This window comes from Nostoc sp. (assembly GCF_036917675.1).
Taxonomy (GTDB): domain Bacteria; phylum Cyanobacteriota; class Cyanobacteriia; order Cyanobacteriales; family Nostocaceae; genus Nostoc.
The window spans coordinates 138,898-152,869 of the sequence record NZ_JBALCT010000061.1 but is presented as its reverse complement, the minus strand read 5'-3'; the positions used below and the strand labels follow the sequence as shown (position 1 = coordinate 152,869).

General features: G+C 42.1%; 12 protein-coding genes, 2 tRNA genes and 1 CRISPR repeat array (1 of these 15 cut by a window edge). Of the genes, 7 read left to right on the top strand and 7 right to left on the bottom strand.

Annotated features, from left to right (window positions below; translation table 11 throughout):
- Window positions 1-369: a CRISPR direct-repeat array (repeat unit 37 nt; unit sequence GTTTCAACACCCCTCCCAGCTAGAGGCGGGTTGAAAG) (it extends 261 nt beyond the left edge of the window).
- A 377-nt stretch (window positions 370-746) separates the two neighbouring features.
- The 4 genes from V7K31_RS23475 to V7K31_RS23460 all read right to left on the bottom strand — a co-directional run bounded on the left by V7K31_RS23475 (window position 747) and on the right by V7K31_RS23460 (window position 2,864).
- A tRNA-Arg gene (locus V7K31_RS23475) sits at window positions 747-819 on the bottom strand.
- Window positions 820-930: 111 nt separating this feature from the next.
- Window positions 931-1,419 (bottom strand): PEP-CTERM sorting domain-containing protein, encoded by a 489-nt coding sequence (locus tag V7K31_RS23470; RefSeq protein WP_335097204.1) that lies wholly within the window; start codon window positions 1,417-1,419, stop codon window positions 931-933.
- A 279-nt stretch (window positions 1,420-1,698) separates the two neighbouring features.
- Window positions 1,699-2,451 carry a cobalt-precorrin-6A reductase gene (locus tag V7K31_RS23465; protein ID WP_335097203.1) on the bottom strand — a complete coding sequence of 251 codons (753 nt, stop codon included), beginning with the start codon at window positions 2,449-2,451 and terminating at the stop codon, window positions 1,699-1,701.
- Window positions 2,451-2,864, bottom strand: coding sequence for a DUF1636 family protein (locus V7K31_RS23460; protein WP_335097232.1), 414 nt, complete (start codon window positions 2,862-2,864; stop codon window positions 2,451-2,453). The genes V7K31_RS23465 and V7K31_RS23460 overlap by 1 nt, the downstream gene beginning before the upstream one ends.
- A 284-nt stretch (window positions 2,865-3,148) precedes the next feature.
- Between V7K31_RS23460 and V7K31_RS23455 the strand changes: the two genes are divergently transcribed.
- Together V7K31_RS23455 and V7K31_RS23450 are read left to right on the top strand one after the other, a co-directional pair.
- Window positions 3,149-3,222 (top strand) — tRNA-Val (locus V7K31_RS23455).
- Between the two features lie 279 nt (window positions 3,223-3,501).
- Complete coding sequence (locus tag V7K31_RS23450) at window positions 3,502-5,235, top strand: iron uptake porin (RefSeq protein ID WP_335097201.1); 1,734 nt, start codon at window positions 3,502-3,504, stop codon at window positions 5,233-5,235.
- A 280-nt stretch (window positions 5,236-5,515) separates the two neighbouring features.
- Here the strand turns inward: V7K31_RS23450 and V7K31_RS23445 are convergent, their stop codons facing one another.
- On the bottom strand, window positions 5,516-6,640 hold the full coding sequence (locus V7K31_RS23445; protein ID WP_335097200.1) for an FUSC family protein: 1,125 nt from the start codon (window positions 6,638-6,640) through the stop codon (window positions 5,516-5,518).
- A gap of 66 nt (window positions 6,641-6,706) precedes the next feature.
- On the opposite strand from V7K31_RS23445, the gene pip reads away from it, so the two are divergent.
- The 4 genes from pip to V7K31_RS23425 all read left to right on the top strand — a co-directional run bounded on the left by pip (window position 6,707) and on the right by V7K31_RS23425 (window position 10,310).
- A complete protein-coding gene (gene pip / locus V7K31_RS23440) occupies window positions 6,707-7,654 on the top strand; it encodes a prolyl aminopeptidase (RefSeq protein WP_335097230.1) in 948 nt (315 codons plus the stop codon).
- Window positions 7,655-7,854: 200 nt separating this feature from the next.
- On the top strand, window positions 7,855-8,670 hold the full coding sequence (locus tag V7K31_RS23435) for a class I SAM-dependent methyltransferase (protein WP_335097199.1): 816 nt from the start codon (window positions 7,855-7,857) through the stop codon (window positions 8,668-8,670).
- A gap of 105 nt (window positions 8,671-8,775) precedes the next feature.
- Window positions 8,776-9,417, top strand: coding sequence for a DUF4232 domain-containing protein (locus V7K31_RS23430; protein ID WP_335097198.1), 642 nt, complete (start codon window positions 8,776-8,778; stop codon window positions 9,415-9,417).
- Between the two features lie 101 nt (window positions 9,418-9,518).
- On the top strand, window positions 9,519-10,310 hold the full coding sequence (locus V7K31_RS23425; protein ID WP_335097196.1) for a GH25 family lysozyme: 792 nt from the start codon (window positions 9,519-9,521) through the stop codon (window positions 10,308-10,310).
- Window positions 10,311-10,549: 239 nt separating this feature from the next.
- Here the strand turns inward: V7K31_RS23425 and V7K31_RS23420 are convergent, their stop codons facing one another.
- Together V7K31_RS23420 and V7K31_RS23415 are read right to left on the bottom strand one after the other, a co-directional pair.
- On the bottom strand, window positions 10,550-10,987 hold the full coding sequence (locus V7K31_RS23420) for an NUDIX hydrolase (protein ID WP_335097195.1): 438 nt from the start codon (window positions 10,985-10,987) through the stop codon (window positions 10,550-10,552).
- A gap of 336 nt (window positions 10,988-11,323) precedes the next feature.
- The gene (locus tag V7K31_RS23415; protein ID WP_335097193.1) at window positions 11,324-12,289 is read right to left on the bottom strand and encodes an RsmB/NOP family class I SAM-dependent RNA methyltransferase; all 966 of its coding nucleotides are present in this window, start codon (window positions 12,287-12,289) and stop codon (window positions 11,324-11,326) included.
- Window positions 12,290-12,453: 164 nt separating this feature from the next.
- On the opposite strand from V7K31_RS23415, the gene V7K31_RS23410 reads away from it, so the two are divergent.
- Window positions 12,454-13,875, top strand: coding sequence for a DUF2157 domain-containing protein (locus V7K31_RS23410; RefSeq protein WP_335097192.1), 1,422 nt, complete (start codon window positions 12,454-12,456; stop codon window positions 13,873-13,875).
- The last annotated feature ends 97 nt before the right edge of the window (window positions 13,876-13,972 follow it).

Sequence of the window (13,972 nt, the reverse complement as noted above, 5' to 3'; positions counted from 1 at the left end):
CACCGAATTCAGCTAGGCGAAGCATTGTGTTTCAACACCCCTCCCAGCTAGAGGCGGGTTGAAAGGCTTAAGACCAAAATTCAACGCTCAACTCAGTTAGGGTTTCAACACCCCTCCCAGCTAGAGGCGGGTTGAAAGATTTCAATTTTAGCTTGGAAACTCCAGAGTGGAGTTCTTAGTTGTTTCAACACCCCTCCCAGCTAGAGGCGGGTTGAAAGTGAAAAGTTTGCAGGGGATAAAGCGATCGCACAACTTGGTTTCAACACCCCTCCCAGCTAGAGGCGGGTTGAAAGAAAATGATGCAATAGAGTTATCAGGAGAAATTATGCAGCGTTTCAACACTCCTTCCAGCTAGAGGCGGGTTGAAAAAATATATACCATCTTGTTCGTAAATTAGCTCTTTCTCGGTATTAGATTACTTTAAAAGCTTTATCGACTTTTTGTGACTGGTTCTCAATTTGATGCCAAGCTGACAGTTTTGAGTTGGGTTGAAAGGATAGAGCAACAGATTCTTTGTTTGGAGGGAATGACCTCTGGCTCTATTAGTGAGTAATTCATTCGGTTATAAGTTAGATGGACAAGGATAATACTGTCATACTTATAAACATCACAAGGATAATACTGTCATACTTATAAACATATAGCAGTATATAAATGTGACAGCTAATATGTTAACAGTGACATCAATTAGTTAAATATGACATTAATCTGTTAACAGTGACAAATAATTAGTTAATGTACAGGTACGAGCGCGGAGGGATTTGAACCCCCGACCCACAGAACCGGAATCTGTTGCTCTATCCACTGAGCTACGCGCCCTTAGTCTCTCAGATTATAGCACGTCTGTGTTCAAAGTCATCCGAATTCACAATACTGAGAATAATTTGGTAATTAGAATGTCCATCCATGCAAGCTAAGGATAGAGGTGGATTAAGGGACGATGGTTGCAGAAAAACTAATGGGTAATTCACTATCTTCCAATCCCAAATTTTCAAAACCTGGTATGATTGGCGGCGCAGAAAAAACCTCTAAATAACCTGGTGTCGGCAAAAAACTAGCAAACAATGAGCTAAAATGATTTCCTGTCGAAGTGGAATACCCAAAACCATCACCCGTTAACTCCTGAGTATTAATACTAATTAAATTGTCAACATCAAAAGGTTCGTTTCCCGGTATTGGAGTTCCGGCGGCTTGCAGACCTGTAATTGTTTCACCATTTCGTGTACCAGTAATTCCATAAATCAGGTAAAAACCCAAATCGTTAGGGGTGTCATTAGTAGTGAAAGTACCGTTCGCCGCGATGCCAATACCAGAATAATTCCAGTTCCAACTTAAAGCAGAGGCAGATGGCATTGTCCCGAAAACTAATCCAGATGTGGTGGCGAGGACTATGGCACATAGTAGAGCTAGATTTTTCATGGAGGTTGTGAGTGCGATCGCGGCTATTGGAGAAGGTTAATTAACAGTACGCGAAAAGCTAACAATTACTACTAATTACTTACATTTTATATGCATGAGCAATGCTATGCCCCGACGACAGATGTGATTCAAATACAGGACTTACGCCAAAAGGCAGTCAAAGCCCTGATTTCCCGTAGGGGCAATTCATGAATTGCCCCTGAGCGCGTGTAGTTTTGCGTAAGTCCTAAAATAAATAAAAACTGCTGTAATGCGGCAGTTGGTTTTTTCCTTGTCTGATTAGCAATAGTTATGCAACTTGTCAAATAGCCATGCCAAAGCACCATCAACATCAGTAACTTGTTCTCCTGGCGGTATGGCTGGACGATCTACCATAACAACCTTCACGTCCAGTTCTCGCGCCGCAATAATCTTGGGCTTTGTGGCATCGCCACCGCTATTTTTACTGACGATGGTATCGATGTTGTGATGAATTAGGATTTGTCTCTCATTATTGAGGGTAAAGGGCCCGCGATCGCACAATATCATTCCCGGTGGTACTAAAGCATCATCCGTAGGATGGTCAATCATCCGCATCAGAAACCAAATTTTTTCTAAGTGAGCAAAGGCAGCGAGTTCTTGCCTACCGACTGTTAAAAATACTCGCTGTGCCTGGTTTGCTACAGATGCTGCTGCGGCTGCAACGCTGTCAACTTCAATCCAGCGATCGCCACTTACTTTTTGCCAAGGCGGACGAATTAACATCAGACGGGGTACTCTGACTTCGGTTGCAGCATCTGCCGCATTGCAGGAAATCTGAGTAGCAAAAGGATGGGTTGCATCAATTAATAAGTCGATTTCCATTACTCGCAGATAGCTAGCCAATCCAGCCACACCACCGAAGCCTCCAACCCGTAAATCGCCCAACGGAACTGATGGTTTACGGGTGCGACCGGCTAGAGACGTGATTGCTTCTAACCCTTGGATAGTCGCCACTCTCGCAGCTAGTTCTGCGGCATCTCCCGTCCCACCCAGAATCAAAACGCGGATCATTAAGATAAAGGTGGAATCTTTGCCAAAATGCCCTTTTTCAGGGCTTCTGGACGCTCTGACCAAGGCAATAAACCATCTGCTTTGAAATAGTATTGATTAGCACATTCTAGTACCGCAGAAGCACTACCATCAAAAGCTAAATCACCAAATAAATATGTTAATTTCCCTTTGGCAGCAAAGGCAACTACACAGGAACGATTACAAGCACTCATGCATTCAACTTCTTGAATTGAGAATTCATCTCGTAAGTCCCAATCTTGTGCAAGCTGCTGAAGTTGGTGTAGAAGTTTTTGACCGCCACTTTCACCTAAGCGTTTTCCATCTTGCCAAACGCTAGCGCAAGTTTTGCAAACAAATAAAGTATGGTCAGCAACATTCAAGGGACTAGTTGGGGAAATATTTACAGTAGTCATCTGTACCTCGCAGATATGTGAAATTGATAAATCTATTTCGGCGGGCATGCTGATTCACTCAAATTTGGATTTTAGATTACTCTCAAATTGGTTCACAGTTGCTCCCAAGCGCCGGATTTGCACCGATTTTTCCCCCTTACCTCTGGTAGCTGACTCCCACCAGAACCGAATAACCTTATCAATCATACACTAGGGTCATCTAGGAAATAGAGTTTGCTTAATTTCCGCCCTCTATGTTGGTTTGTCAAGAAAATCTATGCTATGATTATAAATCGTGTGGTTAAGGACGTATAGCTCAGTTGGTTAGAGCGCTACGTTGACATCGTAGAGGTCACTGGTTCGAATCCAGTTACGTCCATTTTCGGAAGTCCTTACCAGTAGTCGCCAATATGTGATTTCAAGCATAACTTTGCCGCAACGGCAACTTTATGGTTGAAAACTGCTGCGGCAAACTTATGGTTGAAAAATTAAATATTGAATCAATACCTTCGCCAAAAAAAGAGGATGAAAAAAATTTGTGAGACATATCTTAGTTGACTGCAATCTGGTAAGATTTCCAACAAGTAGAATAACTACTTGTTCTCTTTTTCTTGAACCCACTGATTTCGGGTCTTTTTTGGGAAAGGAAAATAAAAAAATGTCTCATCTGTTGTGGAAAACTCTGGTACTAAGTCCAGTAGTTTTGGGAGTGACGGTGTTGGTTTGCGTTAAGGCTATGGCTGCTGAAGTAACAGGCTCTTATGAAGATATAAAGGCAAAAACTACTCAGACAGAAGCACCAATAGCCTCTACTGCTTCAATATTCATTCAAACAGAGAAACCAAAAGTTAATCAGCAGTTGGTTGCCCAAAAGACTGATGATAATAACGTTTTAGAAGAGGTTAACCGCTATAGCAGTGAAAGCGAGAACCAGAATTCACTGTCTCAAGTCACATCAGTTTCTCAGTTTTCTGATGTACAGCCGACTGACTGGGCATTCCAAGCTTTACAATCCCTGGTTGAACGCTACGGTTGTATTGCTGGATACCCCAATAGCACTTACCGTGGCAACCGAGCATTGACCCGTTATGAATTTGCCGCAGGTTTGAATGCTTGTTTAGACCGAGTTAATGAACTGATTGCGACAGCAACTACTGGCTTGGTGTCAAAACAGGATTTGACGACCCTCCAGCGTTTGCAAGAGGAATTCTCGGCAGAACTAGCAACTCTGCGTGGTCGAGTAGATGCTGTCGAAACACGGAGTGCTGAACTAGAAGCAAATCAATTTTCCACTACAACCAAGTTGGTTGGTGAAGCAATTTTCGCTGTCACGGACAACTTTGGCGACAACGACAAGAACAACACTGTTTTCCAAGACAGGGTGCGTTTAGACTTGCAAACCAGCTTCACAGGTAAAGATACTTTGCATACTAGGCTTGCAGCTGGTAATGCAATTGGATTGGCTTTACCAGGTGGCACATTTGAAGGGACTCAAACCTATAGCCTGTCCCCTTCCAACAACAACAGTGTTTATATAGACTGGTTGTCCTATTACTTTCCCATTGGCAACTCCCAAGTTTACATAGCTGCTAGTGGAGGTATTCAGAGCGATTACGTTCCTACCGTCAATCCATACTTTGAGGATTATGATGGCGGTAATGGTGCTTTGTCTACCTTTGCTTCTGAAAGTCCAATCTATCGCATTGGCGGTGGTGCTGGTATCGGCGTTAACTTAGCCTTTGGTAAAGGTGGCGGTAGCTTTGAACCTTCATTAACCTTGGGTTACTTGGCATCTCAAGCGAATAACCCTGGTCTAAATACGGGTTTATTCGAGGGTAACTATGCTGCTTTAGGACAGTTTAACTTAAAACTAGGCGATCGCATCACCTTAGCTGCAACCTACGTCCACGGTTATCATAATGGTGGTACTGTTTTATTCGATGCAGGCTCCGCGAGTACAACAACTGGTATAGTCGGTACTGCACAAGCTAACTTTGTTGCTGGTGGCAATCCATATTCAAGTAATTCTTACGGCTTTGAGGCTGCTTTTAAACCTAGTGATAAACTGTCAATTAGTGGCTTTGCGGTTTACAGCGACATCACAGGCGTTGGTGCTAATGATGATAGTCAAGTTTGGAGTTATGGACTTGGGGTAGCCCTGCCAGACTTAGGTAAGAAGGGCAATGTCTTAGGAATTTTCGCAGGTATTGAACCTTATGTTGGAGGTAATACTGGTGATAAACCATACCACTTTGAAGGTTTCTATAAGTATCGCGTCACCGACAACATTTCTATTACTCCTGGGGTAATTTGGTTAACCAATCCTGGTCAACTTCCCGGCAACAACGATGATGCAATCATTGGTACGCTGAGAACAACTTTCACCTTCTAAAAGTTTTGAGTGCTGAGTAAGAAGAAGAATACTCGGTACTTTCACACACAAGTATTTGCCCCACCCCTTGTGGGCGGTCTTTCAACTCAGCACTCCTGATATCTTGCACTAGTCCCAACAATCGCCTAGTAATGAATTACTAGGCTAATAGCTAAAGTCGTCTAAAGACGACTAGTAAACGGTTTTAGTCCACTTGAGTGGACTTGGGCTATTAGCCTCAGACTTAAGTCTGAGGCAGGCTAGTTCGCTCATCGAGAATGGTGCAAGATATCAGCACTCTTCATTTGTTAATTAGCGTACCTGCCATTTTTTGCAGTTTTCTGCCCACCTCTTCCATTGTATAAAAGAACGTGAAAAACCGGAGTATCTCATCCATTGGGTAATCTTGCTGTTTAATTTCTTCCAACCGATTTAATTGCTCTGTAGCATTGGTGATTGCAACTTCCATTGCTGACAAAGATAAACTAGGCTGGTGCGATTTGACAGCTGTTGCTAGAGTGAGCATTGCACTCTCCGTTTCCAGTGCCAGTTGGGTAATTTCAGGTGAAAGAATTTGCCAGAAAGTATCCTGCCCTCTAGCAAGTACGGTATGTTCCATTGTCAAGATGTGTTCCCAAATCCGGCGGATGAGAAACTCCCAGGCTTCATTTACCCGTTTTTCTGGCGGTTCGTTTGTCTGTCCCTGCCTGACTTCCTGCCATAGCGATCGCGCCTTGCCTAGTGAACTAATGATACTAATTTTCAACTTATCCACACGGGGGCGATCGTAGTTTCCTGTAAAGGCAGAGTCCACAACCAACTCATAAAACTGCTCCAAATCAGTTAGCGTTTGCGACAGACAACGCCTCAGTTCGACTCCAGCCGAGGCAGGAAAAATAAAATTGTTTACCAACAGTGCCACACCAATACCCAAGAGGGTTTCGAGAAACCTGCCCCAAGCGTACAGCCAAGGAGATTGGCTGTGACTCAAAATGACGATCGCTGACACATACCCCGCCAATTTCGCCGCCTCATTGAATTTCCAATAAGAAGTCAGAAAAATGGTCAAAAATACACTAATTCCCAGTGACCCGAAATTGCTACCCAGTGCAACCGCAAAGATGGCTCCACTTATAGCACCAATCACGGTTCCAATTATTCGCTGAATTCCTAATAACAAAGTGCTGCCATGAGTAGATGACATCACAATGATGGCGGCGATCGCTGCATAAAAAGGATACTTCCATCGCAACGCCTGAGCAATTTCAAAAGAAATTGCCGATGCGATCGCCATTTTAAATGCCATCTTAGCTAGCACAATTGTTGAGATTCCATCGGGAGTAGCAGCCCAAGTTTGCAATGCTGTAATGATTCTCAGTTTGTGCGATCGCCCTTTAGGTGGAAGTTCATTGGAGGGTTGTATCATGGGTATCGAGATTATTTGATTTATGCAAGCGATCGCAATGACAACATTACTGATAAAATATCGAAAATGCGAGAACTTTATCCAGCGATTAAACCTTATCTAGAAGGTAGTTTACAGGTTTCCGATCTTCATACCATTCATTTTGAAGAGTCAGGGAACCCGCAAGGTCAACCCATCGTTTTGCTGCATGGCGGACCTGGTGGTGGATGTCCAGCTTTTTATCGCCAATATTTCCACCCAAAAAAATGGCGGTTAGTGATGTTTGACCAGCGCGGTTGTGGCCAAAGTACGCCCCATGCTGAATTACGAGAAAATACCACTTGGGATTTAGTCAGTGATATCGAAAAACTGCGCCAACATTTAGGTATAGAAAAGTGGGCAGTCTTCGGTGGTAGTTGGGGTAGCACTTTATCATTAGCCTACAGTCAAACCCATCCCTCTCGATGCACGGGGCTAATTCTGCGTGGTATTTTTATGCTGAGGCAGAAAGAGTTACGATGGTTTTACCAAGAGGGTGCTAGCTATATTTTTCCTGATGCTTGGGAAGAATATATCAAACCAATTCCCAAAGATGAACGTGATGATCTGATCGCAGCATATTACAAACGTTTGACCGATCCAGATTTAGAAATTCAATTAACAGCAGCGCGTGCTTGGTCAATTTGGGAAGCTAGTACAAGTAGACTTTTCTTAGATCCAGAACTCATGCAAAAGTTTGGCGAGAGTGAATTTGCTTCAGCTTTCGCACGTATTGAATGCCATTACTTTATGAATAAGGGATTTTTGGAAACAGAAGATCAATTACTCTTAAATGTAGACCGTATCCGCCATATTCCGGCTGTAATTGTTCAGGGACGCTATGATGTAGTCTGCCCAATGATATCAGCTTGGGAATTACATCGGGCTTGGCCAGAAGCAGAATTTATTGTGGTTCCTGATGCCGGACATTCGATGAGTGAACCAGGAATTTGCAGTGCTTTGATTGAAGCAACAGATAATATTGAATTCGGTTGAATACTTAGCTTCGGGGACGGGGATATAAAATCAAACCCACGACAAGGCAATCTTTACCAGGATGCGAGGGAATTTTGCAGTACCTACTTTGTTTGATGGTAATCTTGCAAACAGTATAGCGACAATCAATATTGAATTGGTCTTTGATCCACGAAACGAAATAAAATGAAGTTGGACTCAAAAGCTGATAAAACTAGCTTATGCAAGACTCTAAACAAGAAATAAATGCCAGAGCTTCTATAGATTTAGAACAGCGAAGGAATTGGTATTCTCCCGTTGCTGATATTTATTACAACGCCAGACCAAAATATCCAAAGGAACTGATCGAGCGGTCCGTCGTTTTAGCCCAACTTTCCTCAGATGCATCGATTCTTGAGGTCGGTTGTGGTCCAGGAAATGCGACGGTAGCTTTTGCTCAATTTGGTTTTTCAATGACGTGTCTTGAGCCAAACCAGGATTTTTGTCATTTGGCACAACGCAACTGTGCAACCTATCCAAACGTTGCAATCCAGAACACCTCATTTGAGGAGTGGGAAGTGGAAGCAAAACAGTTCCATGCCGTTCTATCTGCTAACGCCTTTCACTGGATACCGTCAGAGATTCGGTATGGCAAGGCAGCGACGGCATTACGCGACAACGGGTTTCTCATCCTGCTATGGAATCTGACCCCTGAACCGAAATACGAAGTTTACCAAGCGATCGAGGAAGTGTATCAAGCCTATGCTCCTTCACTTGTCCGGTATGAAGGTGCCAAAACTCAAGCGGAAATTTTGAGAGGGTTTGAACAAGACATTCTAGACTCTGGTTATTTTAAGGAGTTGGTGACTGAGCAAATCGCGTGTGAGGTTACATACAGCATCGATGACTACCTTAAGCTATTAAGTACCTTTAGGAGACTGGAGCCAAAGGCGAAGGAGTTGCTATTTGCAGGATTGCGGGAAAAGCTGAGGAACTTTGGAGACAGTGTACACCTCTCGTTTCTTTCTGCTGTTCACCTTGCCCGAAAAGATGGATAAGCTGTTGAAATGGTATATACACAGCAACGCTAACCCTTGTGAAATTGGAAACTTATACTGTATGTAAAGCATCAGTGTAAGTAGTTCACTAGAGACAAAAAATATATGCGAATTCTAATTCTGGAAAGCAGTATGTTGTTGCTCCTGACTGCGGTGACAACTGGCTGTGTCGGTTCTTCCTCTGTTACAAAACAGCCGCAAGCCTTGCCAGCAAGCACTGAGCAAGCGACTAAGGAAACTGTGTTGACCTCAACACCTACACCGACTGCAAAAAGTATAGAGAATTCTACCCCTGAAGCCACTATTGCCACGAATCCGACGCGGTGTGAAACTAGCCAATTGTCAGTGCGCCGAGTCTCCCAAGATGCTGGCGTTGGGAATGTTGCACTCACCTACGCCTTCACCAATAACGCCTCATCCCCTTGCACCCTCAACGGTTATCCGGGATTGGCACTACTGGATGCAAAAGGTCAGCCTTTGGAAGGGGTTAAAGTTATCCGCTCGAAGGACACTTACTTTTCGAGTCAGCAACCTCGACAACAAGTAACTCTAGCTTCTGGGAAACAAGCCTCATTTCAGATAGCATATAACCACATTAGTTCTCCAGAGAAACACTGCCCAATGTCTAGTAAAATTGAAATCACGCCTCCTAATGCTTACCAGCACTTTACCCTCACAGAAGAAATCAAGCCTTGTACGGGCAAGGTTAGAGTGACCCCAGTGCGATCTGTTGGCACTCAACCCTAGTAAATTTATGGAATTTACTCAAACATCCAGAAATAGCATAAATTTGATCAGAGCTTCTGATAAGTTCAGTATTGTACTGTATAAAAAGGTTAAAAAATTCTATGGAAGGAATTGATGTTGCCGATCAAGACGGCAGAGTAGATTGGACAGCAGTAAAAAACTCTGGTAAAACTTTTGCATTTGTCAAAGCCACAGAGGGAGTTAGCATCAAAGATTCTGCTTTTGCTCATCACTGGCAGACGATGAAAACTGTTGGTATTATTCGGGGTGCTTATCATTTCTTTCACCCCCATACATCTGACCCGGTTCAGCAAGCAAAGGAATTCTTAAAAACGTTGGGGAAATTAGAACCTGGAGACTTACCACCAGTTCTGGATGTAGAGGTAAATGATAAAGTAAATAGCCAAGCTGTAATTAATGCAGCGAAGCAGTGGTTAGCAGAGGTGGAAAAAGCCCTTCTACAACAAACAAAAAAACCAATCAAACCAATCATTTATACCTTCCCCAGTTTCTGGACAGAACTTGGCAATCCATCTGATTTTGCTAGTTATCCGTTATGGATTGCCCACTATGGAACTAAGGTTCCAACTATTCCTAGTGCTTGGCAGGGGCAATACCTAATCCATCAATATGAAGGTGATATATCTGGTGTACCAGGTGTTAGTGGTCGAGCCGATTTGAATAGATTTAATGGATTTCAGCTAGGAGATTCTGGACTAAAAGTAAAACAATTACAACAGCAATTAAAAGATATTGGATTATATACTGATGTCATTGACGGGCATTTTTCTGAGTCAGTTAAGAATGCAATTGTTAGTTTCCAAACCTCTAAAGGATTGCAAGCTGATGGAATTATCGGTATAAAAACTTGGGTAGCTTTATTATGGATTTAAGTAAAGACCGTGGATTAAATAAAATGCAAACTTCATCCTGTCTGACGATCCCTCTCCTTACAAAGGAGAGGGATTGAGGGTGAGGTAAGCCAGGGACATAAATTGTATATTATTTAATTCTTATTCCTAAGTGGGTGTGAATAATTAAAGGTTTGTAGTAAGCGGCTCCATCGCTTACTACAAACCTTTTGTTAGTTTTACATTGCGTAACATAGTTTGATTTATTCTTGCCCACTTACTTAACATCGTAATGCACAAAAGTGAGATTTTACCTGGAAAAAACCTTTAAGAATTCGTTTGAGTGAATTAAACTTAACCATCCTGATAGCTTTAGGCACTTCTACCCACTGCCGTTTTCTTTTACTTGCTTCTGGATAATCTTCACTTAGCATCTCGACTGGTAATAAATACATCTTAACGCAGTAACTTTTGCCTCGTTTGCGGTACTTGTAAGTGCCCAGTTCATTCGCATCTACCTGCCCAATCACCCCTGCTTCTTCCCACGCCTCTTTGGCTGCTGAAGCGGGCGGACTCATACCATTAGGAATATCTCCTTTCGGAATTACCCAATCTTGAAAGTTACGGGTCGTGATTAGCAATATTTCGACTTTACCATTGTTCACTCTATAAGGAATCACCCCAGACTGGTTAAACACTTTGCTGACTTTTGGACTCATCTAATTTGCACCCTATACGGTCTAGCTTTTTTGTATAATGTTTATTTCAAAAAGTCTAACGCTGATACCGGATAAATCTTGGTTAAACTTAGGTTACGGAAAGGTTAAATAAACTTTATTATCCATAAGAGTTAATTATTGAAGGTTTTTTATTAATTTCGTAATTTAGACAAGAGGCGGAGCCTCACAGTTGCATTCCCAGTCTCTGACTGGGAACGAGATTAATATCCCCCTAATCCCCCTTCAAAAGGCTTACTCTAATTACCTCCTTTTTAAGCAGGGTAGGGAGGATCAAATTTTAACCCAAGTATATTGAAATATATGCCAACAATGTAATTAACTTAATTTTTTCAGATTTTGGTAGATATACAGCGAAGATATTGTATTTAAATCTACTTCTTTACGCTCATCTTCATTAGTATTTTTAAATAGTATTGTAAATGCACCAGCGCCTAACCTATCTTGAGGAAACATCCGATAACAAGGCATTGTAATTAAATGCGATTGATATTTAGATAAATTAGCAATTTCTATTGCCTGAAAATGAGGAAAGCGTTCTAAAAACCATTCACAAACTTGCTCATTTTCTTCGGGTGAATATGTACAAGTCATATAAGCAAGATAGCCTTGTGGTGAAACAAACTTAGCAGAGTTAGCTATAATACGCTTTTGTCGATTTGCACTCTTGTTAATAGCAGTTGGGTGAAAACATCCAGGTGCTTTTTCACCTTTAGCAAGTAAAGATTGTCCAGTACAAGGAGCATCTACTATTACTAGATTGCTAGAGCCGGGAAACATTTCGGCAAATATACTAGAATCTCTATTAACTACTGCACTAGGGCTGATCTGGCAACGTTTCAAATTAGAAATTAGCATTCCCAGACGTTTGCCAATTACTTCATTACTAATAAGTAAGTTAGGTTGTAAAGCTTTCCAAGCGAAGATGCTTTTACCTCCTGGTGCAGCACACATATCAAAAACTAAACGCACTGACTGAGGAATAGCTAACAAAGTAGTAGCTGCAAACACCGAAGAAAAATCTAAACAATAGAAATATCCTTTTTCATGCAAGGGATGCTGACCTGGTTTTTCTCCCAAATATAAGCGGTCTATAAATTGTGGCTGCCAAGAGGTTGGTGTTTCCACGGCTATTGGCGAAATCTCTGGCTTCTCTTGACACCAAAGAATACTCGGTGAAAAAGGCTGAGGATTCATTAAAGCCTCAATAAATTTTTCTTGTTCATCTAGATTAGTGAACAAACGCCGCGAGACTTTAAGTAATAAATTAGAAGGTTTTTCCATGTTAATTACGAATTACGAATTACGAATTAGGACGTTGTATTAGAATCCAAATAAAACTGTTACAGAAGAACAATGTAATTAAGGCTTTTGGCTTCATACTCAAAATATAATGACCGCCATTGGGATCGCAATGGCCAAGCTACCCCACTGCACCGGAGAAGGTCATGAACTTAGATAATTTTCCGCAAAAATTACGCAAAGAAGCACACCTATGGAGGGATGAAGGATTAATTAGTTCTTCGCAATATGAGCAAATAGCAGAACGTTATCAATTTAAAAACCTGGAAGCTGCTGCACGCGATCGCAATAAAGCGATCGCCATTACTATAGGCAGCATACTTTTATGCTTAGGCATAATTACCTTTGTAGCAGGAAACTGGCAGGGAGGGTCACGAGAAATCAAATTTATTCTGATGATAAGTTTGTTTTTTGCGATCGCGATCACTGGATTTTACACTTGGAGACCACCTGAAGGGAAGAAGCCAGAACGAAGCAAACGCTTATTAGGAGAGGGTTTACTAATTTTAAGTGCCTTCATTTTCGGTGCAAATTTACTGCTGATGGCCCAGATGTTCAATATTGCCGGTTCAACTTCCCAACTGTTTCTCGCCTGGGGGTTGGGTGTTGTAGTGATGGCCTTCAGTTTGTGCTTAAATTCTTTAGGAATTCTGTCAATTGTCCTCGTGGAAATCGGTTACTGGACTGGACTAGAAGACTTATGGTACTCTTCAGGAGAGTTAACTTGGTCGCGTCTAATAGTGCAGCATCTGCCTTTGTTGGCATGGCTGGTGTTTGTACCCTTAGCCTACTTCTGTCGATCGCGTTGGATTTTTGGTCTAGCAGCCTTTGTTTTTGCTAGTTCCTTACAAGCTAACCTTAATCCCCTGCCACTGCTAAATTATGTTGATATAGCCCCTTGGGTGGCGTCTTTTGCTTTTGCACTCCCACCTGCATTATTCTGGAGTTATGATGATCTGCTGTTTCCAAGCATAAATTACAGGTTGTTTCAATATCTAGCCCGTAATTTAGCGTTGGTAAGCTTCGGTATTGTCTTTTATATCTTGTCTTTTCGTTGGGTCTGGGAATCTCCAAATTATGGTTATAATCAGCCAACCAATGTCACAAACTTGTTCCAGTCTCTGCCGATCATCGATTTGGGAATTCTCAGTGGCTTGGCGGTATTGCAATGGTTGTTTCTACTGCGTCAAAGAAATAACCCTCCGCGCCGCGAAGTTATTTTCACGACTGCTATCATTAGTACCTTTCTTGCCTTTATTACCCTAGTACCTTTTTGGCATCAAACTATCAGCCGGATTGATGAACTTGGTGTTTTTATTTTCAATGTACTTCTAGCAACATTAGCCTGGGGACTAATTCAAGAAGGATTGAAATTAAGCAGCAGAAGTTCCTTTTGGGGCGGTATGCTGTTAGTAACACTACAAATTGTCAGTCGCGTGCAAGAGTACCACACCGACTTACTTTTTAAGTCGTTGGTCTTTGTCTTGTGCGGTTCCGCTTTAATTAGCGCTGGACTTTGGTTTGAACGTCGCCTACCTGGTGGATCTAGCTCTACAAGTAAGAAGTAGTGCAAAATCTGAAATCTGCCCATCATCAAAATTTCTGTGAGTCAAAATTTTTAAAGTTTCTCTGCGTTAGTCCTAATCTCGTTACTTTTGACCTCCT